At 58.4% G+C, this 26458-nt stretch carries 22 protein-coding genes and 1 pseudogene; 7 read left to right on the top strand and 16 right to left on the bottom strand.

The window, feature by feature from the left end; translation table 11 throughout:
• From Q0M74_RS04415 to Q0M74_RS04405, 3 genes are all read right to left on the bottom strand, one after another.
• On the bottom strand, positions 1-1200 hold a 1200-nt coding region (locus tag Q0M74_RS04415), incomplete at its 3' end, for a phenylalanine--tRNA ligase subunit beta (protein WP_293951846.1).
• Positions 1201-1247: 47 nt separating this feature from the next.
• Complete coding sequence (gene pheS, locus Q0M74_RS04410) at positions 1248-2285, bottom strand: phenylalanine--tRNA ligase subunit alpha (protein ID WP_293951845.1); 1038 nt, start codon at positions 2283-2285, stop codon at positions 1248-1250.
• A gap of 124 nt (positions 2286-2409) precedes the next feature.
• On the bottom strand, positions 2410-3234 hold the full coding sequence (locus Q0M74_RS04405; protein WP_293951844.1) for an RNA methyltransferase: 825 nt from the start codon (positions 3232-3234) through the stop codon (positions 2410-2412).
• 88 nt (positions 3235-3322) lie between these two features.
• Here Q0M74_RS04405 and Q0M74_RS04400 point away from each other — a divergent pair, with 88 nt between their 5' ends.
• Positions 3323-4033, top strand: a complete 711-nt coding sequence (locus Q0M74_RS04400) for a glycerophosphodiester phosphodiesterase (protein ID WP_293951843.1) — start codon at positions 3323-3325, stop codon at positions 4031-4033.
• Between the two features lie 28 nt (positions 4034-4061).
• On the opposite strand, the gene Q0M74_RS04395 is transcribed toward Q0M74_RS04400, so the two are convergent.
• The 7 genes from Q0M74_RS04395 to Q0M74_RS04365 all read right to left on the bottom strand — a co-directional run bounded on the left by Q0M74_RS04395 (position 4062) and on the right by Q0M74_RS04365 (position 12421).
• Positions 4062-7232, bottom strand: a complete 3171-nt coding sequence (locus Q0M74_RS04395; RefSeq protein WP_293951842.1) for a beta-phosphoglucomutase family hydrolase — start codon at positions 7230-7232, stop codon at positions 4062-4064.
• 111 nt (positions 7233-7343) lie between these two features.
• Positions 7344-7556, bottom strand: coding sequence for a hypothetical protein (locus Q0M74_RS04390; protein WP_293951841.1), 213 nt, complete (start codon positions 7554-7556; stop codon positions 7344-7346).
• Complete coding sequence (locus Q0M74_RS04385; RefSeq protein WP_293951840.1) at positions 7525-7839, bottom strand: hypothetical protein; 315 nt, start codon at positions 7837-7839, stop codon at positions 7525-7527. The genes Q0M74_RS04390 and Q0M74_RS04385 overlap by 32 nt, the downstream gene beginning before the upstream one ends.
• 159 nt (positions 7840-7998) lie before the next feature.
• Entirely contained in the window at positions 7999-9207 is a 1209-nt protein-coding gene (gene ugpC / locus Q0M74_RS04380; RefSeq protein ID WP_293951839.1) for an ABC transporter ATP-binding protein, read from the bottom strand.
• A gap of 37 nt (positions 9208-9244) precedes the next feature.
• Positions 9245-10570 carry an ABC transporter substrate-binding protein gene (locus Q0M74_RS04375; RefSeq protein ID WP_293951838.1) on the bottom strand — a complete coding sequence of 442 codons (1326 nt, stop codon included), beginning with the start codon at positions 10568-10570 and terminating at the stop codon, positions 9245-9247.
• Between the two features lie 91 nt (positions 10571-10661).
• A complete protein-coding gene (locus tag Q0M74_RS04370; RefSeq protein WP_293951837.1) occupies positions 10662-11498 on the bottom strand; it encodes a carbohydrate ABC transporter permease in 837 nt (278 codons plus the stop codon).
• A complete protein-coding gene (locus tag Q0M74_RS04365) occupies positions 11498-12421 on the bottom strand; it encodes a carbohydrate ABC transporter permease (RefSeq protein ID WP_293951849.1) in 924 nt (307 codons plus the stop codon). Before Q0M74_RS04365 ends, Q0M74_RS04370 begins: the two co-directional genes overlap by 1 nt.
• 245 nt (positions 12422-12666) lie before the next feature.
• On the opposite strand from Q0M74_RS04365, the gene Q0M74_RS04360 reads away from it, so the two are divergent.
• Complete coding sequence (locus Q0M74_RS04360; protein WP_293951836.1) at positions 12667-13083, top strand: four-helix bundle copper-binding protein; 417 nt, start codon at positions 12667-12669, stop codon at positions 13081-13083.
• Positions 13084-13238: 155 nt separating this feature from the next.
• Here Q0M74_RS04360 and rplT read toward each other — a convergent pair whose 3' ends face one another.
• From rplT to infC, 3 genes are read right to left on the bottom strand one after another with little or no spacing between them, the layout of a single operon-like run.
• On the bottom strand, positions 13239-13622 hold the full coding sequence (gene rplT / locus Q0M74_RS04355) for a 50S ribosomal protein L20 (protein ID WP_293951835.1): 384 nt from the start codon (positions 13620-13622) through the stop codon (positions 13239-13241).
• A 58-nt stretch (positions 13623-13680) separates the two neighbouring features.
• Positions 13681-13875 (bottom strand): 50S ribosomal protein L35, encoded by a 195-nt coding sequence (rpmI, locus tag Q0M74_RS04350; protein ID WP_293951834.1) that lies wholly within the window; start codon positions 13873-13875, stop codon positions 13681-13683.
• 28 nt (positions 13876-13903) lie between these two features.
• On the bottom strand, positions 13904-14482 hold the full coding sequence (gene infC, locus Q0M74_RS04345; RefSeq protein ID WP_293951848.1) for a translation initiation factor IF-3: 579 nt from the start codon (positions 14480-14482) through the stop codon (positions 13904-13906).
• Positions 14483-14815: 333 nt separating this feature from the next.
• Here infC and Q0M74_RS04340 point away from each other — a divergent pair, with 333 nt between their 5' ends.
• A complete protein-coding gene (locus Q0M74_RS04340) occupies positions 14816-16984 on the top strand; it encodes a DUF2339 domain-containing protein (protein WP_293951833.1) in 2169 nt (722 codons plus the stop codon).
• On the opposite strand, the gene uvrA is transcribed toward Q0M74_RS04340, so the two are convergent.
• The gene (uvrA, locus tag Q0M74_RS04335; protein WP_293951831.1) at positions 16981-19830 is read right to left on the bottom strand and encodes an excinuclease ABC subunit UvrA; all 2850 of its coding nucleotides are present in this window, start codon (positions 19828-19830) and stop codon (positions 16981-16983) included. The two genes, Q0M74_RS04340 and uvrA, sit on opposite strands and share 4 nt — an antisense overlap.
• Before the next feature lie 104 nt (positions 19831-19934).
• Between uvrA and Q0M74_RS04330 the strand changes: the two genes are divergently transcribed.
• The 3 genes from Q0M74_RS04330 to Q0M74_RS04320 all read left to right on the top strand — a co-directional run bounded on the left by Q0M74_RS04330 (position 19935) and on the right by Q0M74_RS04320 (position 24368).
• Positions 19935-20537, top strand: a complete 603-nt coding sequence (locus Q0M74_RS04330) for an MBL fold metallo-hydrolase (RefSeq protein ID WP_293951829.1) — start codon at positions 19935-19937, stop codon at positions 20535-20537.
• Between the two features lie 248 nt (positions 20538-20785).
• Complete coding sequence (locus tag Q0M74_RS04325; RefSeq protein ID WP_293951828.1) at positions 20786-21700, top strand: DoxX family protein; 915 nt, start codon at positions 20786-20788, stop codon at positions 21698-21700.
• Positions 21701-22106: 406 nt separating this feature from the next.
• Positions 22107-24368 carry an AAA family ATPase gene (locus Q0M74_RS04320; protein WP_293951847.1) on the top strand — a complete coding sequence of 754 codons (2262 nt, stop codon included), beginning with the start codon at positions 22107-22109 and terminating at the stop codon, positions 24366-24368.
• Here Q0M74_RS04320 and Q0M74_RS04315 read toward each other — a convergent pair.
• Together Q0M74_RS04315 and Q0M74_RS04310 are read right to left on the bottom strand one after the other, a co-directional pair.
• Entirely contained in the window at positions 24345-25328 is a 984-nt protein-coding gene (locus Q0M74_RS04315) for an FAD-dependent oxidoreductase (RefSeq protein ID WP_293951827.1), read from the bottom strand. The genes Q0M74_RS04320 and Q0M74_RS04315 overlap by 24 nt on opposite strands.
• 9 nt (positions 25329-25337) lie before the next feature.
• Positions 25338-25697: a helix-turn-helix transcriptional regulator gene (locus Q0M74_RS04310; protein ID WP_293951826.1), complete on the bottom strand. Its 360-nt coding sequence runs from the start codon at positions 25695-25697 to the stop codon at positions 25338-25340.
• A gap of 101 nt (positions 25698-25798) precedes the next feature.
• On the opposite strand from Q0M74_RS04310, the pseudogene Q0M74_RS04305 reads away from it, so the two are divergent.
• Positions 25799-26458: pseudogene (locus Q0M74_RS04305) on the top strand (arsenical-resistance protein); the annotation flags it as partial.

Raw genomic sequence — 26458 nt, 5'->3', positions numbered from 1 at the left:
GAGCAGGGAGCAGGCCATGTCCAGGGATACCTCAACCAGCACTGGGTCCACGCCGCGCTCATAGCGTCGTGAAGCTTCAGAGCTGAGCTTGTGGCGACGCGAGGTGCGCGCGACGGTGATCGGATCCCAGATCGCCGCCTCGAAGTAGATGTCAGTGGTCTCATCAGAGATCTCTGAGGTGACACCACCCATGACACCGGCCATGGACTGGATGCCGGTTTCATCGCAGATGACCACGTCCTCTTCGGAGAGGTCACGCTTGACGTGGTCGAGGGTTTCGAACTTCTCCCCTGCCACAGCGTTACGCACGGTGAGGTTGCCGTTGATCTTTGCCGCATCGAAGGCGTGCATCGGCTGGCCGAGCAGCAGCATCACGTAGTTGGTGACGTCAGTGGCCACATTGACCGGACGCTGGCCAGAGAGCATGAGTTCACGCTGCAGCCAGAAGGGGGATTCTGCAGCTGGGTCAATGCCGGTGACTTTACGCAGGCCGAAACGGACTGCCTTGGTCTCCTCACGCAGGTCAATGTCAATGAGATCGCCGACGGGGGCTGGTGCGCTCAGCTTGATGCCTGCGACTGTCGGATCCTCGGCCACATCGGTGAACTTGATGTTGAAGGCGGAAGCCAGTTCACGGGTCAGGCCACGTGCGGACAGTGCGTAACCGCGGTCCGGAGTGACATTGACCTCGAAGACCGTATCTTCAAGGTTGAGGGCTGGACGGGCGTCATCGCCAGGCTGGCCAACTGATGCCGGCAGGGTGATGATTCCAGAGTTCTGCTTATCTGTCAGGCCCAGTTCTGCAGCGGAGCAGATCATGCCGGCAGACATGCGGCCATAAGTTTCGCGTGCGCCGATGGCGAAGTCACCTGGCAGCACGGCGCCCGGAAGTGCGACAACAACGGTGTCCCCCTCTTCGAAGTTGCGGGCACCACAGATGATGGACTGTGGCTCGCCGGTGCCATTGGCATCGCCGACGTTGACAAAGCAGTGGCGGATCGGCTTCTTGAACTCGGTGAGTTCTTCGATGCTTGAGACAACACCCAGCACGAGTGGGCCGGTGGTTGCGGGGATCTCAGCGTAGCCTTCAGTTTCAAAACCGACACGGACGTATCCGGTGTCTAAGTCCTGGGAGGTGACGGTCCAGCCTGGGTTGGAGTGTCCGAGTAGTCCCGTCACCCAGTTCTGTGCAATCAGCATGGTGGATTAGCTCCTAAAAAGTCTTGATTTAAGTGGGTGCGAAACGTCTATGCCTGGATACCGAACGGCAAAGTGAAGCGGACGTCGCCCTCCACCATGTCGCGCATATCAGACAGGCCGTTGCGGAACTGCAGGGTGCGCTCAATGCCCATACCGAAGGCGAAGCCGGAGTACACGTCCGGATCAATACCGACAGAACGCAGAACATTGGGGTTGACCATGCCGCAGCCACCCCACTCGATCCAGCCAGCACCACCCTTCTTGTTGGCGAACCAGACATCCACCTCAGCGGATGGTTCGGTGAAGGGGAAGTAGTTGGAACGCATGCGGGTCTTGGTTTCAGGTCCGAAAAGTTCCTTGGCCAGGTGGTCCAGGGTGCCACGCAGATGTGCCATGGTCAGGCCCTTGTCCACTGCCAGGCCCTCGATCTGGTGGAAGACCGGGGTGTGAGTGGCATCGAGTTCATCAGTGCGGAAGACACGTCCGGGGCAGGCGATGTACATGGGCACATCACGGTCCAGCATGGAACGAATCTGCACCGGGGAAGTGTGGGTGCGCAGCACCTGGCGGGAGCCTTCTGGTCCGATGTGGAAAGTGTCCTGAAGAGTGCGTGCCGGGTGATCAGGCAAGAAGTTCAGGGCATCGAAGTTGAAGTACTCTGCCTCAACCTCTGGACCTTCGGCCACTTCCCAGCCCATGCCGACGAAGATATCGGCGATCTGCTCATTGAGGATGGTGATCGGGTGCAGTGCACCGACCTGCTCACGGGTGGTGGGGACGGTGACGTCCTCGCGCTCCTCCTCAAGAACTTCCTGGTTGCGCTTTTCCTCAAGCACGACCTTGACCTGGGCAAAGTGCTTTTCTGCACGGCCGAGAGCCATGTTGACGAAACGACCTGCATCCTTGCGCTGATCCTTGGGGATGGTTCCCAGGGAGCGGCGGGCCTGCGGGATCGGTGCTGCATCGCCGAGGTGGTCGCGGCGCAGTGCTGCGAGCTCCTCGAGGTTCTGTGCACCATCAAAAGCCGTGATGGCAGCCTGCGCTGCGTCATTCAAACTGGCTTCGGTCAACTGAATTTCGGACACCGTGTAGTCCAGCCCTTCCCTTAAAATTATCCGTGAAACTTCTACAAGACTAGTTTCTCTAAGAACTAACCCCGCCATCATACTCTTTAGAGAATACGTGGCGGGACTTGGGTTTGCGCGATTCTTAAGCGCGACCTGACTCTGCAAAATGGGCCTTTGAAGACTCATAGAGACAGATGGATGCTGCTGTTGCCAGGTTCAGTGATTCGGCACGACCTCGGATCGGGATCCGCACGCGGTGATCAGCCTTGGCCAGCAGTTCCTCACCCAGGCCGTGGGCTTCATTCCCAAATAGCCAGGCAGTCGGCTTGGCCAGCAGCTCATCAGCGTCATCCAGGTCCACTTCACCGTCAGCGGCGGTGGCCAGGATCTGGAGACCCTGTGCGCGGAGCTGTCCGAGCACATCATCGATGTTGGTGTTGCGTGCCACCGGAACATGGAAGACGGAACCCGCTGAGGAGCGGACAACCTTCGGCCCCTGTGGGTCGACGGTTTCACCGGCGAAGACCACTGCGTCGGCACCGACGGCGTCGGCCACGCGGATCAAGGTGCCGGCGTTGCCGGGGTCGCGGGTTTCCACCGGGACACAGACCAGCTTGGAACGCTTGTTCACCGCCTTACCAATGGTCCAGGTGACATCACCGCACAGGGCAAAGATGCCCGTGGTGGTGACGGTGTCACTCAAGGACTGTGCTGCGCGGTCGGTGATGGGGTGGACATAGACGTTCATATATCCTGCGGTGCGGACGATCTCCTCGAATTTCTCCGCTGCCTGTTCGGTGACAAAGATGTCGGTGGCGGCACCGGTGGCGACTGCTGCCTCAACCGAATTCTCGCCCTCCGCCAGGAACTGTTTTACTTTTTTACGCTGTGCAGTCTTGTGCAGCTTTGCTGCGTTGACGATGCGGGGTGTGCGTTCGGTAAACGCCTCTGAGAAATCCAATGCCATGCTGTTGAGACTATCAGTAGTGCCAGTACTTCAAGAGTGCAGCTGAGGTTCACCTGCTGGACACTTTGGGTCTTTAGAATTATTGACTATGTATATAGTGGCGCACCGAGGTGCTGAAGACCTGGAATTGGAAAACACCATGGCCGCGTTCAGGGCCGCCCCACCGGCTGATGCCTTCGAGTTGGATGTGCATGCCAGCCTGGACAATCAGCTGGTGGTGATCCATGACCGCACAGCTGCCCGTGTGGCAGCACCTGACTCCCCGCACCGCGACTCCCCCATTGCTTCACTGCCCTTGGAAGAGATCAGGAAGATCCGCCTGAGCAATGGTGAAGGTGTTCCCACCCTGCAGGAGGTGCTGGATGCCACGACCCTGCCCATCCAGGTCGAGATCAAAGCACCGGGTGCCGTTACTCCTCTGGCCCAGCTTTTCCGTGATCAGCCTGAACAGTTGGGGCGCATCCTGTTTATCTGCTTTATCGACGCCGCACTGGTCGAGCTCATCGACCGCCTGCCGGACGCACGGGTCGGTGTGTTGCGGGCAGAGGGATTGGACGATCGGAGTGTGCTGGATGAGCTCCCCGCCAAGAATCTGGCAGCGTTTCTCCCCTACTGGAAGTTGGTCACTCCGGAACTGGTGACTGATATGCATTCCCGGGGAATCAAGGTCGGTTGCTGGACAATCCGGGATGAAGAAGCCCTGCTCACTGTTGAGGCGGCTGGCGTGGACTTTGCCACAGCCAGCGACCCCGGGCGTTTCCGTCCGGGGTCAGTGGAGGAAGAACCACTGCGTTGGTGACCGCGTGCGGAGATCGCATGCAATCGGTCTAGGCGGTGAGCTGGAGTTCCCAGTTATCTCCCGGCAACAGCCGGTGATGGATGCCCCGGACAACCACGTTGAGGGGATTGATGGACTTGGCATCAAGGTGCAAGCGGGCACAGCTGTGGTTAATCCACACGTCTATGGACTGCCCGCGGTAGTGCACCTGGAAAGCCACCTCCGGGAGCTTCTGCGGCAGATGCGGATCAAGCATGAGAATCCCTGCGTGGGTCTTCAAACCGACATAGGAACGCAGGATGATATCAACGGAGCCCGCCATCGCCCCGATGTGGATTCCTTCCTCCGTGGAGCTGCCCGTGGAATCCGACAGGTCTGCCTGGAGTGATTCCTCGAAGAATTCCCAGGATCGGGCGGGATCTGATTCCGCCATCACCCGGGCATGAACCAGCTGGCTCAGCGAGGAACCGTCACTGCTGTGCTGCAGATAGAAATCAACGGTGCGCTCAATGGTCTCCTGATCCAGGTCATAACCCAGACGGGCAAACAGAATGCGGACCTCCTCTGTGCTGAAGAGGTAGAAGAGCATCAGCAGGTCTGCCTGCTTGGACACCTGATAGTTGTTCGGGCTGTCCCCTTCGCTGGCCAGGATGAGATCGAGGCGGCCGAGGTCATCATAACGCTGCTTGAATTCCTCCCAGGGAAATTCCTTCAGGTCTTCATAGCCGTCGAACTGGCTGATGATCCCATCTGCATGGAAGGACACCCGGAGACGTCTGCTGATATGCTCCCATCTCTCCATTTCCGTGTCGGTGATGGCGAGGCGGTCACGTAGCATGGCGGCATCATGGGGATCGAGGACGGCAAACACGTCGGCTGCCCGCATGAGCGTCCAGGAAGCCAGCACATTGGTATAGGTGTTATCGCGTAATCCCTCACCCGGGGCCTCCGGGTAACCATCATGGAATTCATCAGGTCCCATGACCCCGCTGATGCTGAAGCGGTCTGCTTCCGAATCATTTTCGGCATTACTGGCGAACAGACGGGCGACCTCCACGATGAGTTCCGCGCCGATGTCGGTGATAAAGGCAAGGTCATCGGTGGCCTGATAGTACTGCCAGACGCTGTAGGCAATGGCCAGCCCGATGTGGTGCTGGTTGCGGGAATTATCCTGCATCCAGTTGCTGGTCAGCGGGTTGAGCAGCAGAGGTGCGGTTTCCTCACGGCCATCGCTGCCACTGCGCCACGGGAAGAGGGCTCCCTGTAAACCTGCTTCCCGGGCGGCGGCGCGGGCTTCCTCAAGTCGGCGGTAGCGGTAGGCCAGCAGTGCTCGGGTGAGAGCGGGCTGTCGGAGGGTGAGCATGGGATAGACAAAGAGCTCATCCCAGAAATGTTGCCCACGGTAACCCTCGCCGTGCAGGCCACGGGCGGGCACACCGGCGTCGAGATCCGGATTCACAGCCGCCACGCACTGCAGCACATGGAAGATATGGAGGTTGATGGCCAGAGAATTCTGACGGGTGGTGGACAGTTCCATGCCGAACAGCTCCCACCAGCGGTTCCAACGCTGGACGTGGGCGGTGTAGAGCTCATCGAAATCTCCGGTGCGCTGGATTCGCTTGACCGCATCCTGGCGCGGGGTGGACAAGGCACGGTCCCGTGAACTGGCGGCGGCAACGATCTTTTCGACGATCACCGGGGTCCCCGGTGTCAGGGTGGTCTCAAAGGTGTGCCCCACCGCCCGTTCTGCATCTGATGGGCGCCCCTCCACCGGTGTGGACTCCGGTGTCCGCACCGAGGTCCGGGTGGCCACTGCGAGGGTGATCTCCGACTGGGTGGTCAATGCCTCCAGGGAGACGGTGCGTCCATCCAGGTGATCGACGACAGGGACCGACAGATGACGGCTTTCCAGCTCAGCGTCCGCCGATACATTGTCATTGGTGACATCTCCATCAATACGGGAGGTCACCTGCACTGCCCCGTCCCAGTTTTCCGGCTCCACTGTCATGCGCAGGGCAGCCAGGTGTGGGTCATCCATGGACTGGATCTGTTCGGTGCTGATGCGGGTGACGCGGCCCTCTGCGTCACGCTGACGGATCACTCTCCGCAACACACCCTTGCGCATATCCAGTTCTTGACGCAGGTCGAGGATGTCGTCCTCAGTGGGATGAAGGAGGCGACCATCAGTGGTGTGAATCTGCAGGAAGGTCCAGTCCGGCGCCTTCACCAGGTGTTCGGTCTCCATAGTGGTGCCGTCAATCTCAGAGGTGACACGGTTGAAGATGCCCGCCATGTATGTGCCAGGATAGTGCACTTTTCCAGCTGCCGCGCCCGGGATGGATCCCCGGGTACCCCAGTAGCCGTTGGAGAGGGTGCATAGCGCTTCTCGGGCATGTTCACCCTCAGCATCGCAACCATCGTAGGTCAACAACCAGGCATGCGGACGGGTGTTCTTACCCACCTGCCAACCAGCGTGTAAATCCACCTCCCCGATATCGCGGAGTACCCTGTCAGCACCAGCCTCCCATAATTGAGGCCCGGCATCTCCACGGTCCACGCCGATGACAAGGCCGAAACCACCGTCGTGGGCAGCCTGCACCCCGGAACGGGCATCCTCGAATACCGCGCACTGCTCGGGAGAGAACCCCAGGCGGCGTACCGCTTCCACAAAGAGTGCCGGATCAGGTTTGCCTGGCATACCGAGTTTGACCGCGTCATTGCCGTCGATACGGACATCGAAAATGTCGATCAGGCCCGCGTTCTGCAGGATCGGAATGCTGTTGCGGCTCGAGGTCACCAGGGCAATGGGGATGCCTTGTTCCCTCAAACGGTGCAGCAGACGGAGAGTGTCAGGGAAAACCTCGACATCCTCGCAGTCCAGGGCCTCATCCAGGAAACCCTGTTTACGTTTGGCCAAACCGTGCACAGTGAAGGTGCCGGCAACATCCTCCGGGGTGCCTTCAGGAACATTGATCTCACGCGCGTTAAGGAAGGAGCGGACCCCGGCTTCTCGGGCCCGACCATCGACGTACGCGCGGTAGTCCTCCTCCACATCAAACAGCGACTGCTCCGGGGCGGAAGAACTGATTATCTCGTCGAAAAGAGCTTTCCATGCAGTGGCATGGATGCGGGCGGTGTTGGTCACCACGCCGTCCATGTCAAAGACCGCTGCTGCGAGGAGTATTGCGGAGTCGGTGGTTTCCTGCTGCGGAGAGGACACTGTGAAATACCTCCTGGGGAGATGTAATGGGTGGTGCCCGATGCTACAGAAAGTTGCTCTGCCATCTCCCTGTTGTACTCTGCCCGGTGGCCTCTCCCCCGCGGTGAGAAATTAGCGTTCGCTCAGCGCCTGCTGGTCAAGCACCTCAATGCCGTCATCTGCGAGGGAGAAGACCATCAAGTCTTCGCCGAGGACAACATCACCGTCGAAGTTCTCCTGGGTACGCGCAATCATCTCCTCATCGGTGATGCCATCGACCTTGCCGGAGATACCGGTGGTCTCCATTGCGAGTTCACCGTCGGCCGCCCACACCTTCCGTGCCATCAACCATGAGGCCGGCGAGCTGGCCCTCTTCCACACCAGCCTGGGTGAAGCGGATGGCTGCGCCACGGCCGACATCCACCAGGTAGCTCATATCACCTGCCTGGATCAGGATGGAAAATCCGAAGCGTTCCGTGCTGGGCACCGGACTGTCAGCACCCAGGAGGGTCACGCGCAACTTCCCTTCTGCAGGGGCATCATTGGCTGTGATGGTCTTGGTGACCGTGCATTCTTCAGCTACCGCAGCTTCATTTGATGCAGTATCGGTGGTGGAGCATGCGCACAATACGAGTGTCGACGCAAGACCAAGGGACAGGGCTCCGGCGTGAAATCCTCAAGACTGGAATTTAACCATTTCTGCCACCACCTTTTGTGACCTGGATTGTACGGGCCCGGGATAGACAGCAACTGAAACAGCTGGGCCGCGCCTGCCCTGAAGTGGCTCTCAGCTCACCAGTTCCGGGGAAACAGTGCCGATGCGGCGACCGTGGGTGCCGTCGAAAAGGTGGACATGCTCCGGTGCTGCCACCACATGCACCTGATCACCTGCCTTGAGTCCATGGTGACGTTCCACCCGGACACCGAGTTCAGCCTTATCCTCATCCCCTGCCGGTGTGACCTGGATGCGCATGTCTTCCGGAATGCCTTCGCCCAGAACATCGGTGTTGGGGTTCTTCACCCCGGCTGCCTTGACGTAGATCATGGAATCCGCACCGAGTTCATCGATGTGGCTGACCTCGGCCGGCACTGCCCCACCCTCATTGGCTGAGGTCAAGTACATGACCTCAGGGCGCGCACCAACGATGATACTGCGGCCCTCATAGGCGGCAGGGTTGGCGCGTACCTCTGCTGCGACCTCCTCCGGCACACGGATGGTGATGCCAGTGCCCAGAACCACGGAATCACCCTTGATGGTGCCCTCGATCAGGTTCATCGACGGTGAGCCGATGAAGCTGGCCACAAACGCATTAGCTGGATAGTCATAGAGATTCTGCGGGGTGTCCACCTGCTGGAGAACACCCAGCAGGAGCACTGCCACGCGGTCCCCCATCGTCATGGCCTCCACCTGGTCATGAGTGACGTACACGGTGGTCACACCCATGCGACGCTGTAGAGTAGAGATCTCCGCGCGGGTGGACACACGCAGCTTGGCATCCAGGTTGGACAGCGGCTCATCCATACAGAAGACCGCCGGCTCCCGCACAATCGCCCGGCCCATGGCCACACGCTGACGCTGACCACCCGACAAAGCTGCAGGCTTACGATCCAGATAGGGATCAAGCTGGAGAATCCGTGAAGCCTCAGCCACACGCTTTTCAATCTCCTTCTTATTCACCTTCTGATTCTTCAAGGCAAACGCCATGTTCTCCTTGACCGTCATGTTCGGATACAGCGCGTAGCTCTGGAATACCATGGCCACATCACGATCCTGGGGGCGTAGCCCGGTGGCGTCTTTGCCGTCGATCAGCAACCGCCCCTCATTGATCGGCTCCAGCCCTGCCAACATCCGCAGGGAGGTGGACTTGCCGCAACCGGAAGGCCCGACGAGCACCAGGAATTCGCCGTCCGCGATTTCCAGATTCAACTTATCCACCGCCGGACGCGCACCGGGTGAATACATACGTGAGACACCGTCAAAGACGATGGAAGCCATGGTGTTGTTCCTTCTACTAACTTAAAGCGGATTCTTCTTAGAGCAGCGGTTCAATATCACGCTTGTAAATGGTGTTGAGCTGCTCCTCAACGCCGGCCAGGGTGACATCAATGTCTGCACCGGTCAGGCAGATCTTCTCCAGTGCGTCACCGATGGTGCGGTCGCCGTTGGGCAGCAGGACTCGGAAGTTGTCCTGCACGCGGGTCTCAGGCAGCTGCTCGACGGCCACGTTGTAGGCCGGGTTCTCCTCGAGGAATGTTGCGTGCTCTACATCATCCGCGGCATTCTGGCGGACTGGCACATAACCGGTCTCGCGGGACCAGTATCCGGTGTTGGCAGCGTTGGTGATGAAATCGATGAATTTGATGGCGTTGTCCTGGCGCTCCTCAGAGATGTTCGCCGGGATGCCCAGGCCTGCACCGCCGGTGGGGCAGGCACCTTCGCCGGTGGGGTTCGGCAGTGGAGCAACACCCCAGTCGAAGGTGGCACCGTTGGTCACGGAGGACAGATCGCCGGTGGACTGGATGCAGGAACCGATAAGCCCCGTGACGAACTCGTTGGTGACATCGGTGGAGATGGTCGCCCAGCCACCATCAACGGTGGACTTGAGCCACTCGACGGTGCGGATGGTCTCCGGTGTGGTCAGACGGGACTCCCAGCCTTCAGAGTAGTTTCCACCCATGGACCACATTGGTCCCTCGAAGGTCCAGGAGAGATAGTTGGTGGCATCTCCCCAACCCAGGGCATGTCCACTTCCACCGCGGGCCTCCTGCAGCTGTGGGCCCCACTCGGTGAATTCCTCCCAGGATTCAGGTCCACGGTCCGGCAGGCCAGCCTGTGCCCAGAGATCCTTGTTGTAGTAGAACAGTGTGGTGGAACGGGCGAAGGGAAGTCCGTAATGGCCGCCGCCGTGCTCGTAGTCGTTGTAGAGAGACTCCACGTAGCTGGAGGTGTCGATGTTGTTGCGCTTGGCAATCTCATCGATGTTGGCGGTGGCACCGTTGAGGGCGAAGTTAAACCACTCGGTATCAGAGAGCACCACCAGGTCAGGAAGATCGCCACCAGAAAGTGCGGCATTGAACTTCTGTGAAACCTCCGCGTAGTTGGCACCGGCATCCACCAGCTGGACCTTCAGATCCGGGTTCTCAGCCTCAAAACGGGCGATCAGTTCAAGCTCAACGTCCTTGGAGTTGGCCGGGTGGTTAGACCACCAGACAATCGTGTTGGCATCGCCAGCTGCGCCGCCCCCACCGGAGGATTCACTACTTCCAGTTCCGGCGCAGGCGGTCAGTGCAGCACCTGCACCAGCCACGCCCATGGCAGCGAGGAAATGACGACGGCTCAGAATTGGGTTGAAAGACATAGTTCTCATTGACCTTTCTAAACAAGCTTTTATGTGAGTGAGTTTCTAAGGTGAAACATGGGTGGAGCAAAGTGCGGGATTAAGTGGGTGATTAGCCCTTGACCGCACCTGAGATCAGGCCCTTGATCATGTACTGCTGAAGTGCCAGGAACATCACCAGCACCGGAAGCATGGTCATGATGGTTGCTGCCATGACCGGTCCCCAGTTGGAAACACCTTCGTTGTTCTGCAGCATGGTCAGACCGATCGGCAGAGTCGCGGAGTTTTCAGTTTCTGCCATGAGAAATGGCCAGAGGTACTGGTTCCACTCATTGACAATCGTGATCATGGAAAAGGCCACGAGTGTGGGCATGGAGATCGGCAGCAGCACCTTCCACAGCAGACGAAAGTGACCGCAGTGGTCCATGCGGGCCGCTTCAATCAGTTCATTGGGGATAGACATGAAGTGATTACGCATGAGGAAGGTTCCGAAGGCAATACCAGCCAGTGGCACGATGATGCCCTGGTAGGTGTCACGCCAACCCAGCTGGCTGACCAGTGCATAGTTGGAAATCACGGTGACTTCAGACGGGACCATCAATGCGGAGATCACCAGGAGAAACACCAGGTTGCGGCCGGGGAAACGCATAATCGACAGCGCATACGCAGAGATCACACCCAATACGATCTTGACCGCACACAAAATGATGGTGATCAGGACGGAGTTACGGAAGTAGTCCAGGAAAGGAACTCTTGCAAAGACATCCACATAGTTGTCGAAGTTAAACTGGCCGGGAAGCCAGGTCACGGGCTGGGTGTAGATTTCAGACTGCTCTTTGAAACTGGTTAGCACGATGAACAACAGTGGCAGACCGATGAACAACACCGCCAGAATCATGCCAAGATAGCCCATGACCTTGAGCAGCAGGCCTTTATCAGAGGTGAGCATTATTTCTTTCCACTCCCCTTATCCATATAGCGAACCTGGATGATGGTGATGATCAGGAGGATGAGGAACAGGATGGTGGCCACCGTTGCGCCGTAGCCGGCACGGTAGTTGGTGAAGGTCTCGGTATAAACCTGGTACACCAGCGTTGTGGTGCCATCACCAAGTGGGCCTCCCCTGGTCATCGTGTGGATGATGTCGAAGACCTGCACCGAGTTGAGCATGACGGTGATCGACAGGAAAAAAGTGGTGGGACGCAGCTGTGGCAGGGTGACCCGCCAGAACCTGGTCCACGGGCTGGCACCATCAACTGCTGCGGCCTCGGCCAGGTCTTTGTTCAGTCCCTGCAGTGCTGCCAGATAGATGACAAAGGAATAGCCGAGGTTCTTCCACACGAAAGTGAAGGTGACCATGAACAGTGCCCACGAAGGATTCTGGTAGAAATTCGGCGTATCCACCCCGATCCGGCCCAGGAGGTCCTGAACCAGACCGAAGTTGGGATCGAACACGAACTGGAAAGCAACACCGATGGCAGCTCCGGAGATCACAAAGGGTGCGAACACCATTGACCGAACAACGTTCCTGCCAAACAGCTTCTGGTCAAGCAGCATCGCCAGCACCAGCCCGAGGAACATGGAGCCGACAACCGCGAAGAAGGTGAACACAAAGGTGTTGAAGAGCACCTGCAGTGTATCTGCGCGGGTGAAGAACTCGATGTAGTTGTCCAACCCGATGAAAGTGGAGTTGGATGAGGAAATATTCCAGTTGAAGAAGGACAGGCGGAAGTTATCCAGAAGGGGGCGATACGTGAAGATGGCTAATAGCAGCAGGTTGGGCGCCAATAACGCGGCCGCCAACCACCACTCGTTCCTGCGGGAACGTTTGGCCTTCTCCCTGAGATCGTCCACTTCTGGCTTAAGGATCATTGTGGACACGAGGAGAAACTCTAAAGTGTCCAGATTTCCGTTTGATGATATCTACATGAATTCATGGCTCTGCATAAAGCCACCACATGAGGGCTTAATGAAATCTAGATGAACATGGTTTGGAGGTTGGCTAATTGTGTGGGGAGCATCTGAGGAAACTCCTCTAAGCTGCCCCCCTGTGCCCACAAGATATTGCTATCCTCGGGAAGGGTACATATCAATCAAAGCGCATTGGAGAATTCTCAATGAGTACTACCGTCGCAATGATCACCTCCCACCCCAACCGCGACACCAGACTGGATGCCCAGAAACTGGCTGCCGCCATCGATGCCACCACTGCCTGCGCCCAGACCTGTACCGCATGTGCAGAAGCCTGTCTTGCAGAAGACACCGTGACCGAGCTGCGTGACTGCATCCGAACAGACCTGGTGTGTGCAGATATCTGTACAGCCACCGCAAGCGTACTCACCCGCCACATCGGTGCAGGCAACGACTCTTTGGATGTTCTCAAAGTTCAGCTGAGCGCATGTATCATCGCTTGTGGCACCTGTGCTCAGGACTGCGAGTCTCACGCAGAGCACCACGAGCACTGCAGGATCTGTGCCCAGGCCTGTCGTGAATGTGAGAAGGCATGTTCTGATCTGCTGGATTCACTGAGCTAAAACCATCGAGATGGCAAAAGGGACCTGTCCCCCACCTCTATCCAGCATCCTGGGTAGAACAGTGAGAGGAACAGATCCCTCTTTTAAGCTTCAAGCCGACGTCTCCGCACGGGGGAGGTCAGTTTAGAAACGACGTTCTCTGTTGAGAAACAGTCTTACGCAGCCTTTGGTGCGTTGACGTCCTCTGGCAGAGCAGCCTTTGCAGCCTCACAGATTGCGGAGAATGCAGCGAAGTCGTTGACAGCCAGATCAGCGAGGATCTTGCGGTCGACCTCGATCTCAGCAAGGCGCAGGCCCTGGATGAGACGGTTGTAGGTGATGTCGTTCATGCGGGCAGCAGCGTTGATGCGCTGAATCCACAGCTTACGGAACTCATTCTTGCGCTTACGACGATCGTTGTAAGCGTAAGTCATGGAGTGCAGCCACTGCTCCTTTGCCTTACGGTAAAGGCGGGAGCGCTGGCCGCGGTAGCCCTTGGCGGACTTGAGAATTTCGCGACGCTTCTTCTTGGCGTTGACGGACCGCTTGACACGTGCCACGGTGGTACTTCCTTAAACTATATTCTTGAAAAGTGGATAGGTGTAGACGGGGCGTCTATTACGCCTTGCCGAGCAGGCGCTTCATGCGCTTGGTGTCGGCAGGAGAAACATCAACGGTGCCCTTCAGACGACGGGTACGGGTGGAAGGCTTGCCTTCCAGAAGGTGGCGTCGGTTGGCCTGCTCGCGGAGAAGCTTGCCGGAACCGGTCACCTTGATGCGCTTGGCGGTGCCCTTGTGGGTCTTGTTCTTCATGAAAGTTGTCCTTAAACCCTAATCGTGTTTACTTCTTACCTTTGCGAAGTGGACCGATGACCATTGTCATGTTTCGTCCGTCCTGCTTCGCGCGGGTCTCGACGACACCGTATTCGGCTACGTCATTTGCCAGACGCTCGAGGAGCCTGTAGCCAAGTTCTGGGCGGGCCTGCTCACGACCACGGAACATGATCGTAACCTTGACCTTGGATCCCTTCTCAAGGAAGCGGACCACATTGCCCTTCTTCGTCTCATAATCATGAGAATCGATCTTGGGACGGAGCTTCTGCTCCTTGACCACGGTCTGCTGCTGATTCTTGCGTGACTCGCGAGCCTTTTGGGCCGCTTCGTACTTGAACTTTCCGTAGTCCATGATCTTGCAGACTGGGGGCTTGGCGTTTGGTGCGACCTCGACAAGATCCAGGTCTGCGTCGAACGCGAGCTTGCGGGCATCTTCAATTCGAACGATGCCAACCTGCTCACCATTTGGACCGACAAGGCGGACCTCGGGAACTCGGATACGCTCATTAATGCGAGCTTCAGCGCTGATGTGGACTCCTCTGTTAGCAGTGCGGAAATGTTGACGTACCGTACCACTTGAGGTGATTGCCCCATTACAGACCAAAAACCCGTTCACCAACCAGGGCGAACGGGAGATCTGACTTATCAAGAGTTGTACACGGGCACTAGTCCGTGTCAGCACTACTTGCTTTACCCGTATCCAACCAATTGCTTGGCGGCCTTAGGTGGGAAGATCTCCTCTTGCGGCCCAGTACACATTAAATGTGCACCAGGCGGTAGTGGTAAGAACTCTAACAGCATATCCGGATTAAAGCAAAATCGTTGTTGTTTACTCCACGATCAGTGAAGTTACCTGGCAGTTGATAACAATGCGGTTTCTTCTACGCCCCTCATACACTTTCCGGCATACGCTTTGGTCATGGAATTCAATCAACGAGATCGCATGGCTCTGCGTGCGGCGCTGGAAAAGCTCTCCGCGTCTGCCTCAGCCATGGCGGAGGCCAGCCAGGACATCAACACCCTAGTGTCCCGGATGGATCCACTCCCCCAGGCTGAACCTGCCCCGGCACTTGTCGACGCCGCCCCAGCGACTGAGGCATCCAGCGCAACACCGGTTGAGTACCACTCAGATCACCTGCCGTTGCCGAAGGCGGTGCCCAGCATCCTCGGCGGAACAGTGGAACTCCCGAAGAGCTGGGCCATCCCCGTGGCTGAACCGACACCGCTGCGGGCAGAAGATGTCATCAAACCAACGCCCGCTCTGAAGTCCTATCCCCGCCCACAGCGTCCACTGAAACCAGCCAAGCCGCCGATGACCACGGAGGAGAAGATCATGCGGGCGGTGTCCATCGGTGGTGCCGCCATCACGATCGCCGGCATTATCCTGCTGGTGTCCGTGGCCATCCAGCGAGGTTGGCTGGGGCCACTGGGCAGAGTGGCCGGCGCATACATGATCGGTGCCATCCTCTTTGGTGCCGCCACCTGGTTGCGTAAGCGTGGCACGCGGGTGGAGGCGATCATCGCGCTGGTGGTGACGGCCCAGATAGCGTTCATCGCCACTACTGCGGCACTGATCTATGTGCTGGAATGGTGGCCGTCCGGTCTTGGTTCGCTGGTGGTGCTGTTGACCAACGTCGCATTCCTGGCAGTGGCCTCCCTGTGGAGTGGCTTGATCCAGAAACAGGATCAGGATTCACATGCTGCCGGCCGTTCTGTTTTCCTGGCGGTATCCATTGTCACAGGCCTGATGGCCTGGTTCTTCGCCACCAGTCACGATGCGTGGTGGCCGACCCTGGGCATCATCGCAGCCCTTCTGCTGAGTTACACGGTGGCAGATTCCCGGATCCGTATCGGCCTGGCGGCCATGGCGGTACTCCTCCAGTTCATCCTCGTCTCCTCCTGGGATGAGATAGCACTGGTTGCCGCCGGCATCGGCATCATCACCCCGGTGCTGCTGGTGGCACTGACCCTGTGGGATCCGGTGAAGGCACGTGAGGAGGACACCACAAATATCCGCCTGGCCGAATACTGGCGCAGCTTTGAAACCGATCCGACCGCCTCCTGGGTAGGTGTTGTCGCACCGGTACCAATCATCATCTGTCTCGCCCTGCCGCTCATTGAGCTAGACGCCATCTGGTTCACCCTGTTGCCAGCAGTCATCATCGCCGGCATGAGTATCTTCGCGGTACTGTCTTCACGGGCGGTCAAGGATGCGGAACCATCCGCTCTCTATGCCGAGAGCACCCCGGTGGAATACCAGCGCATTGCCCGGTTGATCTCCGTGATGGGCCTTGCACTGATCGCGGCCATCCTGGTGGGCATCCGCTACAACAGCCCATTCATGGTGGAGTCCACGCAGTTCCTCGACGGTACTCTTGCTGTCCTTGTCTATATGATTGCTGGTTCTGTCTTGTTCATGTGGCTGCGTAATCTCCCCCACGAGTACAACTTCGGTATTGTGCCGTGGGTGGCATGGCTGCTGGGTGCTGTCGCCATCACGGGAGTTCTCTTCCGCAATGTGATCACCCTGACCCCACTGTGGCTGACTGACACCTCCGCGCTGATCCAGGCAGTTCTGATCCTGGTGTTCATCGGCGCCACCGTCCTGGCACGCGAGCGCTTCTACGGCCGTGACCTCTGGCTGCAGCTGCTGGTGGGCGCAACCATGCTGTATCTCTCTGCCACGGCGATCGTCACCATCACCACCTTCCTGGGTAGCCTGATCGCCGGAAATATCGGTATGCACCTGGGATTCCTCGTGGGTCATGCCACCGTGTCCATTCTCTGGATGGTCATCGCGGCAATCCTCATGCTGCACCGTAATCTGCTCACCCAGCCGGGTGCTCTCTGGACAGGTGTGGGCCTGGCCGTCGCTGGAACCGTCAAGCTGGTCTTCTTCGACCTGGTCGCCCTCAGTGGTGTGCCACGCGCCATTGCTTTCCTGCTCTCCGGACTGGCACTGCTGACCATTGCCGCCATGCGTGGACGTCGCACTGGTGAAACCCAGTCCGAGAGTGAGACAACCCCCACCACTAAGGAAGAACTAGTGGCAGGGACGGCTGATGGTGAAGAGACGCGATACGTCTAGAGCATTTCCTTGAGGTACTGCCCGGTGTAGGAAGCTTCCACCTGGGCGACCTCCTCCGGGGTTCCTTCAGCGACAACCATGCCGCCACCGGAACCACCTTCTGGGCCCATATCGACAATCCAGTCGGCTGCCTTGATCACATCCAGGTTGTGTTCAATGACGATGACGGAGTTGCCCTTGTCCACCAGTCCCTGGATGACCATCATGAGCTTGCGGATGTCCTCGAAGTGCAAGCCCGTAGTCGGCTCATCCAGGATGTAGATGGTTCGGCCATTGGAGCGCTTCTGCAGTTCCGATGCCAGCTTCACGCGCTGTGCCTCACCACCGGACAGGGTGGTTGCGGACTGTCCCAGGCGGACATAGCCCAGGCCTACATCCACCAGGGTGTCCAGGTAGCGGTGGATTGATTTGATGGGCTCGAAGAACTCTGCGGCTTCAGAGATCGGCATGGCGAGCACCTCAGCGATGTTCTTGCCCTTGTACTTCACCTCAAGGGTCTCACGGTTATACCGCTGGCCATCACAGACCTCGCAGGGGACATAGACATCAGGCAGGAAGTTCATCTCGATCTTCAGGGTGCCGTCACCTTGGCAGGCCTCACACCTGCCGCCCTTGATGTTGAAGGAGAAGCGTCCCGGCTTGTAGCCACGGACCTTAGCCTCGGTGGTTTCTGCAAAGAGCGTACGGACCTTGTCAAAGACACCGGTGTAGGTCGCTGCGTTGGAACGTGGGGTGCGTCCGATCGGTGACTGATCCACCTGCACCAGTTTATCCAGGTGCTCCACGCCCTCCACTCGCTTGGCGCGGCCGGGGATCTGACGTGCACGGTTGAGCTTGTTGGCCAGGACCTTGGCCAAGATCTGGTTGACCATGGTGGACTTACCGGATCCGGAGACACCGGTGACACACACCAGGACACCCAGTGGGATCTCCACGTCGATTTCCTGGAGGTTGTTCTCACGGGCACCGACGACCTTGAGCTTGCGGTCTGGGTCGATCTCACGGCGTTGTTCGGGGACACCGAGGGTTCTGCGTCCAGACAGGTAGGCACCGGTGATCGATTCCTCGCAGTCCAGGATGCCCATCGGTTCGCCCTGGTAGACAACTTCGCCGCCGTATTCACCGGCACGCGGTCCGATGTCCACCAGGTAGTCGGCACGGCGGATGGTGTCCTCATCATGTTCCACCACGATCAGGGTGTTACCGATGTCGCGGAGGTTCTCCAGGGTTTTGATCAGCTGCTGGTTATCGCGCTGGTGCAGGCCGATGGAAGGCTCATCCAGAACGTAGAGCACGCCGGCCAGGCCGGAACCGATCTGGGTGGCCAGGCGGATACGTTGGGCTTCACCACCGGACAGGGTGCCAGCAGCTCGGTCCAGGGTGAGATAGGACAGGCCGACATCCAGGAGGAACTTCAGACGTGCGCGGATCTCCTTGAGCACTGCCCCGGCGATGAGCTCCTCACGCTTACCCAGGGTCAGGGTGTTGAGGAAGTCGAAGGAATCAGTGACCGACAGCGCTGTCAGACCGGCGATGGAGAGCTGTCCGTGGGAGGTGGAATCCAGACGGACAGCCAAGATCTCCGGCTTGAGGCGTGCTCCCTGACAGGTTGGGCAGGCCACCTCACGGGTGTAGCCCAGCAGACGGTCTTTCTGGGACTCGGAGTCCGTCTGTTCCAGCTTGCGGTCGAAATAGCCCATGACGCCCTCGAAGGGAGCGGTCCAGGCACGTACGCGCCCGAAACGGTTCTTGTAGCGGACGCTGACTTCTTCCTTGGATCCGTAGATCAGGGCTTTGCGCTGGGCTGCGGTGAGCGTGCTGTACGGAGTCGTGGGGTCGAAGTCTAAGGCCTTGGCGAGGCCGTCGATAAGCTTTTCAAAGTACTTGGCGTTCGGGCTGGAATTCCAGGGCTGGATGGATTTGTTGGCGGGTGCATCCGGGTCCGGGACCAGCAGGTCAATGTCAACCTCGGTGCGTACGCCCAAGCCATCACAGGCTGGGCAGGCACCATAGGGCGAGTTGAAGGAGAACGCGCGGGGCTCCAACTCATCAATGGCCAGGGTGTGGCCATTGGGGCAGCTCATCTTCTCAGAGAAGCGGCGCAGGCGATTGGGGTCATCCTCATCGAGGTTGATGAATTCGAGGACGACGACGCCGTCGGCAAGCTTCAAGGCTGTTTCCAGAGAGTCGGTGAGGCGCTGCTTCTGGCTGGCCTTGACCTGAAGGCGGTCCACCACCACGTCAATGTCGTGTTTGATCTGTTTTTCCAGCTTGGGTGGATCACTGAGCTGGTAGACCTCACCGTCCACGCGGACGCGGGAATAACCCTGGGAGGCAAGATCTGCGAAGAGATCGACGAACTCACCCTTGCGGGTTCGTACTACTGGTGCCAGCAGTTGGAAGCGGAGGCCCTCCTCCATCTCCAGAATCTGATCCACCATGCTCTGTGGGGTCTGTCGCTGCACCGGAGCATCACATTCCGGGCAGTAGGCGGTACCTGCACGGGAAAACAACAGACGCAGATAGTCATAGACCTCGGTGATGGTACCGACGGTGGAACGGGGGTTGCGGTTGGTGGACTTCTGGTCGATGGACACCGCTGGGGAAAGACCATCGATGAGGTCTACATCCGGCTTGTCCATCTGCCCTAAGAACATGCGGGCATAGCTGGAGAGGGACTCCACGTATCTGCGCTGTCCCTCGGCAAAGATGGTGTCGAAGGCCAATGAGGATTTGCCGGAGCCGGACAGGCCTGTGAACACCACCATCGAGTCACGTGGCAGGTCAATGTCCACACCTTTGAGGTTGTGTTCGCGCGCACCGCGCACTACGAGACGATCAGCCACTTGCGTACTGCCCTTCAAAATATGTTGAGAAAAATGGAATCAATACTAGGAATTAATACTTCGAACATAGCAACGAAAGCGGAATGTTCGCTACTCTGGCCACCATGACCAATGAGTTAAAACTGCACCGTATTTCCGTCTCTCCGATGGACAACAACTGTTACCTTCTTGCCATCAACGGCAAGGGCCTCCTCATCGATGCCGCCGATGATGCTCCGGCGATCCTTAAGATGGCCGCCGATGCCGGCGTGGAGATTACGAAGGTGCTCACCACCCACAGGCACGCCGACCATGTTCGGGCCCTGGAAGAGGTGCTGAAGGCAACTGGTGCCACCCATTATGCGCCTTTCCTGGAAGTCCCCGCTCTGCCGGCGAAGGTGGACGTGGAACTGGACCATGAAGATTCAATTGAATTCGAGGGTCAAGAATTCCCGATCCTCATTCTCCGAGGCCACACCCCCGGTGGTGCAGCACTCGTGGCTGAGATCGACGGACATACCAATATCTTCGCCGGCGACAGTCTCTTCCCTGGCGGCCTAGGCAAGACCAGCAGCGAGGGTGACTTCGTCCGACTCTTCAATGATGTGAAGACTCGTGTCTTCGATGTTTATTCTGATGATTCCATCGTCTGGCCCGGCCACGGTGGGGAAACCACCCTGGGCAAGGAGCGCCCGGAACTGGAACTGTGGTGGGAACGACGCTGGTAGGACGGTAGATTCCCCAGGGACTGCCAGGGAAAGCCACACGTCCATGTGGTTTTCCTCTTCTGTCCATTCCATTCGTGTCATGCAACCTGGGAATTCGCCCCTAAAAGGCGTTAACTGCCCGACACACCGGTCATAACCTAGGTACGATTAAGCGTTAGAGAAAAGACCTCTACTAAAGACCCCAGGGTGCCTCCGCCTCATGGCAGTTTCAGTCTGGGAAACAATGCGTTTGATAGGAGCATCGAATCATGATCCGCAAGATCGCCCGACCAATGCTCGCATCGGTGTACATCGCCGATGGTGCAGATACCATCCTTAATACCCAGGCTCACGTGGAAGGAGCCCAGGTAGTTCTGGACCGCATTCGATATGTGCTCCCACGCAAGTACGCCAAGCAGCTGTCCAATGATCCAGTCCTGGTGACCCGTGTTATCGGTGGCACCAAGGTAGGTGCTGGTTCCCTGCTGGCACTAGGCCGGGCACCACGTCTGTCCGCTGCAGCCCTTGCTGCGGTGACTGTTCCGACCATTCTCGCCCGTAACGCTTTCTGGGAGACCCAGGATGCGGATGAGAAACGCGATCGGCGTAACGGTTTCGTCACCAACATCGCCCTGCTCGGTGGCTTGTTCATCACCACCGTGGACACTGAGGGCAAGCCAGGTCTGAAGTGGCGTGCCACCAAGGCTGTGGATCAAGGCAAGAAGCAGGTCCAGCAGGCACTTCCCACCAAGTCTGAGACCGAAAAGGCCACCGGTAAGGCAACTGACTGGTTCCACGACGCCTCTGACAAGGTCACCGAATACGCTCACGTTGCGCAGGATTACGTGGATGATCACAGGGATGATTGGATCCAGACTGCACGCGATACCGCCACCAAGGCCACTGACCGGGCTACGGACTATGTCCACATCGCCCAGTCCTACCTTGATGACAACAAGGATGATTGGCTGAAGGCAGCTCAGAAGAACACTGAGACCGCCAAGAAGGGAGCCGTCAAGGCAGCCACCAAGGCCCAGGAGAAGGCAAACTTTGCTCTCCAGGTTGCGGAGGAGACCACCGGCCGTGCAGCCAAGAAGGCCTCCAAGAACGCTGACAAGCTGCAGACCCAGGCTGATAAGGCCATCGGAAGTGCACAGAAGAAGCTGAAGAAGTACAACCTCTAAAACTTTCAAGAAGTCAGCACACTTCAGACAACGCCATGGCAATCCGCCGTGGCGTTTTCTCATGCCCCACGCCGAGCCTACTTCCCAACTGCTCCCCTGCTCCCCGGACCTGAAACCAGGGTTGGAAACTAGGCGCTCACCCCATCAACGCCACCCCGGTTCACAGGGGTCAGCGCTGGTCTGGAATGATTGTTAGCTCTTTGGTGTTGAAGATCCAATAGAGATGTGAGAATTGCAGCCCGCCCTGTTGAAGCAGGCAACTCGCGGAGTAATCCACCAGAAAAGCTCACTGATAGATCCACCGTTTGCTCAATTATTTGCTTTCCGGCAGGAATCACTAGGAACCAGGAGGTCCCCCGGAGTGACCACCACTCGTCGCCCCCATAATCCCGAGACTGACAACCCCATGATGGATGCTGCCATCAGCGAGGAACAGTCCTATGTGGATACTCTGTTCCAGCGCCTTGATGATGAGGTGAACCGCTCCAATGAACGTCTGGCGGACGTGATGAAGGATGTGGATCCGAATAACCCGGATCCGGAGGCCCTGGTGCGCCGTGAAACGGAGTACCACGGGTTGAATCAGAGGCTGGACCGTTTGAACCTGGCGCAGCTGGGTCTGGTGTTCGGCCGCATTGATGTGGAGACCGAGGCCCAGGACCGCGATAATCCGGTGCCGGGGAATCCGGAACTGGATCGCCGTTATATCGGGCGTATGGGCTTGGATGACCGCGATGATGATTACCGCACGCTGCTCTTGGATTGGCGAGCCCCCATGGCCCGTCCCTTCTATCTGGCCACCACGGTACAACCGGAGGGTGTGCATATGCGCCGTCATATCCGTACCCGTGGTCGCACGGTCACCGGTATTGATGATGAGGTGCTATCCGGTGATGCCGCAACCGCGCTGAACCAGTCCGGCGTGGGTTCGGAATCTGCGTTGCATACCGCTTTGCAGGCGGCCCGCACCGGGCACATGACCAATATCGTGGAGACCATCCAGCGGGAGCAGGATGAGATCATCCGTGACACCACCCGTGGTGTGATGGTGGTCCAGGGTGGTCCCGGCACCGGCAAGACTGCCGTGGCCCTGCATCGCGTGGCCTATCTTCTCTATACCTGGCGTGAGCAGCTGGCCAAATCTGGCGTGCTCATCATCGGCCCTAATAAAACCTTCTTGGAGTACATCTCCCGCGTCTTGCCAGAACTGGGTGAGACCGGTGTGGTGCTCTCCACCATCGGTGAGCTCTACCCTGGCATCAACCCAGCCGGTCAGGAGGATCTGCTCACCCGTGAGATCAAGGGTTCCGGTGAGATGTCCGGCATCCTCTCTGAAGCCGTCAAGGCCTATCAGATGCTGCCTGAGGATCCGGTGGAGGTGACCGTGGACGGCATCATGATCACCATTGATGCCAAGACGGTGGCCAAGTCACGCACCCGTGCGCGCCGTTCCCGCCAACCCCATAACCTCGCCCGCCCGATCTTCCGTGAGCACCTGGTGGAGCAGCTCTCCCACCAGATGGCCCAGACCATCGGTGCTGATCCCCTCGGTGGCCGCAATCTGCTCTCGGCAGCTGACATTGATCAGCTGCACGACGATCTGCTTGACGACGTCCCCCTGATCTCAGTGATCGACGGGTTCTGGCCGGAGCTCTCCCCACATCAGGTCCTCACAGACCTGCTGACCGACCGCGAGCGGATTAACACCGCTGCTGCCGGCTATGACGAGGAGACCCTGAAGGCATTGTGGCGTGCCCCAGGTTCTCCCTGGGCACCATCGGATGCCGCGCTGCTGGATGAGCTGGCCACTCTCATCGGCCTGCCTGATCCAGATGAGGCCCGCGAAGAAGCAGAGAAGAAATGGCGTCAGCAGATTGAAGATGCCCAGGAAGTCCTGGACGTACTCAGCTCCTCACAGTCCTCCGATATTGATGATGACGCCGAGATCGACCCCGATGCCGAAATTCTCTCGGCCTTCGACATCATCGACGCTGAAACACTCGCCCAACGTCAGACCGTGCGTGATGTCCGCTCCACCGCGGAACGCGCCCAGGCTGACCACAAGTGGGCCTATGGACATGTGATCGTGGATGAAGCCCAGGAACTCAGCCCCATGGAATGGCGCATGGTCTTCCGCCGCAGCCCATCCAGGTGGATGACCCTGGTGGGCGACATCGCCCAGACCGGCTCCCCCGCCGGTGTGGATGATTGGGCAGAATCCCTGGAGCCCTTCATCAAGAACCGTTTCCGCCACCACGAACTCACCGTCAACTACCGCACCCCTTCAGAGATCATGGTGGTGGCCAATGAGATCCTGGCACATATCAACCCGGAGATGAGCCCAGCCACCGCCATCCGTGACTCCGACCGCGAAGTCGCTTACGTTTCCGCTGACACAGACGTGAACAAGCTCAAGGAAACCCTGCTGGCTGAGGACCCCGACCGCATCACCGCGGTGATCTCCTCACGCGCCGGGTTTATCGAAGGTGAAAACCACTATGTGGTGGATGACATCAAGGGCCTGGAGTTTGACCATGTGATCGTGGTGGATCCGAAGGGAATCATTGAGGAATCCCCCCAAGGTCTGCAGGATCTTTATGTGGCGGTCACCCGTGCCACGCAGACCCTGACCGTGGTGGGCGAATTACCTGACGGTTTTGCCTACTGATTCTGCAATCTCACCGGCGGCCCGCTTGGCATAGGGGCCCACACCGGTGAGTGTTGCCGATCCCGGGCCTGTCCAGTCGCCATAACCGACCAGGTGCAGGCCGGGATATTTCGGGGTGCGGCCATCAAGGAGCCCCCTGATGGGGCCTAATGCGGGCCGGAAACCGGTGCACCAGATGAGATGATCAGCCTTCACGGCATCGAGGCTGCGGAACATGGGGGTTGTGTTCAACAGTCCAGCATCGCGGGCACGCAGAACCTCCGGCAGCATGATGATGTCTCCGAACTGGGAATCGGCACCTGGATCCCCCTCGCCCCGCAGGATGCTCAGGGCACGCTGGCTGGCGTGGCGGAAGAGCACGCGACCATCCACATCATCGGCCATCCACCGGGGTTCATGGCGGGTATACCAGGTGATATCAGCAACCCCGGCCAGTTCAGCGGCAATCTGGGCGGCAGAGTTCGCAGCGCCCACGATCGCCACCGATGAGCCGTGGAAAGGTTCTGGGCCTGGGTAGTTGGCGGAATGCCACTGTTCTCCCTGGAAGGTCCCTGAATAGCCGGGCAGGAAGGGTCTTGACCAGGTGCCGGTGGCAGCGACAACATGGCCTGCCTGCCACTGTTTATCCCGTGAGCGAATGAGGAAATGATCATCCTCATAGGTGACTGCTGTGACCTGCACGGGACGCTCCACCTTGATCTGGTAGCGCTGTTCATAGTCACGGAGATAATCAATCACGTGGCTGGAGGTGGGAAAACCATCAAAGTTGGGCATGGGTTTGCCCGGCAGATTGGAGAACTCCGCTGTGGAAAATAACGTCATGGATGGCCAGACATGTCGCCAGGCGCCACCTGCTTCTGGTTGGTTATCCAGTACCAGGGTGTCCACACCGGCACGCAGGAGATAGTAGGCGGTGGCCAGTCCTGACTGTCCACCACCGATGATGATCGCAGTATGCATGAGAGGTTACTAATCCATCTGCAGAACTGTGCGGAGTTCTGCAAAAAGTTCAGGCAGTACCTGATGTGTGACGGTCCGCCCCACCCGCGTTTTAGCCAGGAGACCGGCATCAGTGAGCTGTTTGAGGTGATGCGAGATGGTGGATTGGCTGAGCCCAGTCATTTCTGTGAGTTCATTGACAGTGATCGGGCCACACCCCTCGGCTGCCAGCTGGGAGAGCAGCCGCAGGCGGGTGGGTTCAGCCAGCACCTTGAATAGCGTGGCATAACGGTCAGCCTCATCTGTGTTGAGCGGACCCTTACCCAGTGAGCAACAGGAGGCGAGATCTGCCAAAGGTGTTAAAGGCAGGGTGGTTAGTGACGCAGTCATATCCCCCACCCTATATTGACGATGATCAATATGGGAGTAGTGTTCATATCGATCACTATCAATACTTCATGTTTAGGAAGAGCAGGAGCCACCCCCCATCTATGAGTACTGCACTTAAACCTGTCCTTAAACCCGCCCGGATGTCTTTTCTGGACCGCTACCTAGGCCTATGGATCCTGCTCGCCATGGTTGCAGGCCTGCTCATCGGACGCCTGGTACCCGGTATCGGTCCCGCACTGGGTGGCATGGAAGTCGGAGGCATCTCTATTCCCATCGCGCTCGGCCTGCTGGTGATGATGTACCCGCCACTAGCCAAGGTTCGCTATGACAAGACCAAAGAGATCGCCGCGGATAAACGCCTGATGCTGGTCTCCCTGGTGCTGAACTGGCTGATCGGCCCAGCCCTGATGTTCACTCTGGCCTGGACCTTCCTGCCTGATGAGCCGGAACTACGCACCGGCCTCATCATCGTTGGCCTGGCCCGCTGCATCGCCATGATCCTGGTGTGGTCAGATCTCTCCTGCGCTGACCGTGAAGCCACCGCCGTACTGGTGGCCATAAACTCAGTATTCCAGGTATTCATGTTCAGCATGCTGGGCTGGTTCTACCTCCAGGTGCTGCCCGGTTGGCTGGGCTTGTCGACGACCACCGCGGAGTTCTCCTTCTGGTCCATCGTGGTGTCTGTCCTGGTGTTCCTGGGTATCCCACTGTTGGTCGGCGTCTTGTCCCGGGTCTTCGGTGAAAAGCTGAAGGGCAGGGAC

The sequence above is a fragment of the uncultured Corynebacterium sp. genome, assembly GCF_945649885.1.
Classification (GTDB): domain Bacteria; phylum Actinomycetota; class Actinomycetes; order Mycobacteriales; family Mycobacteriaceae; genus Corynebacterium.
The sequence above is the reverse complement of the archived record's forward strand: the minus strand, read 5'-3'. Positions and strand labels throughout refer to the sequence as shown.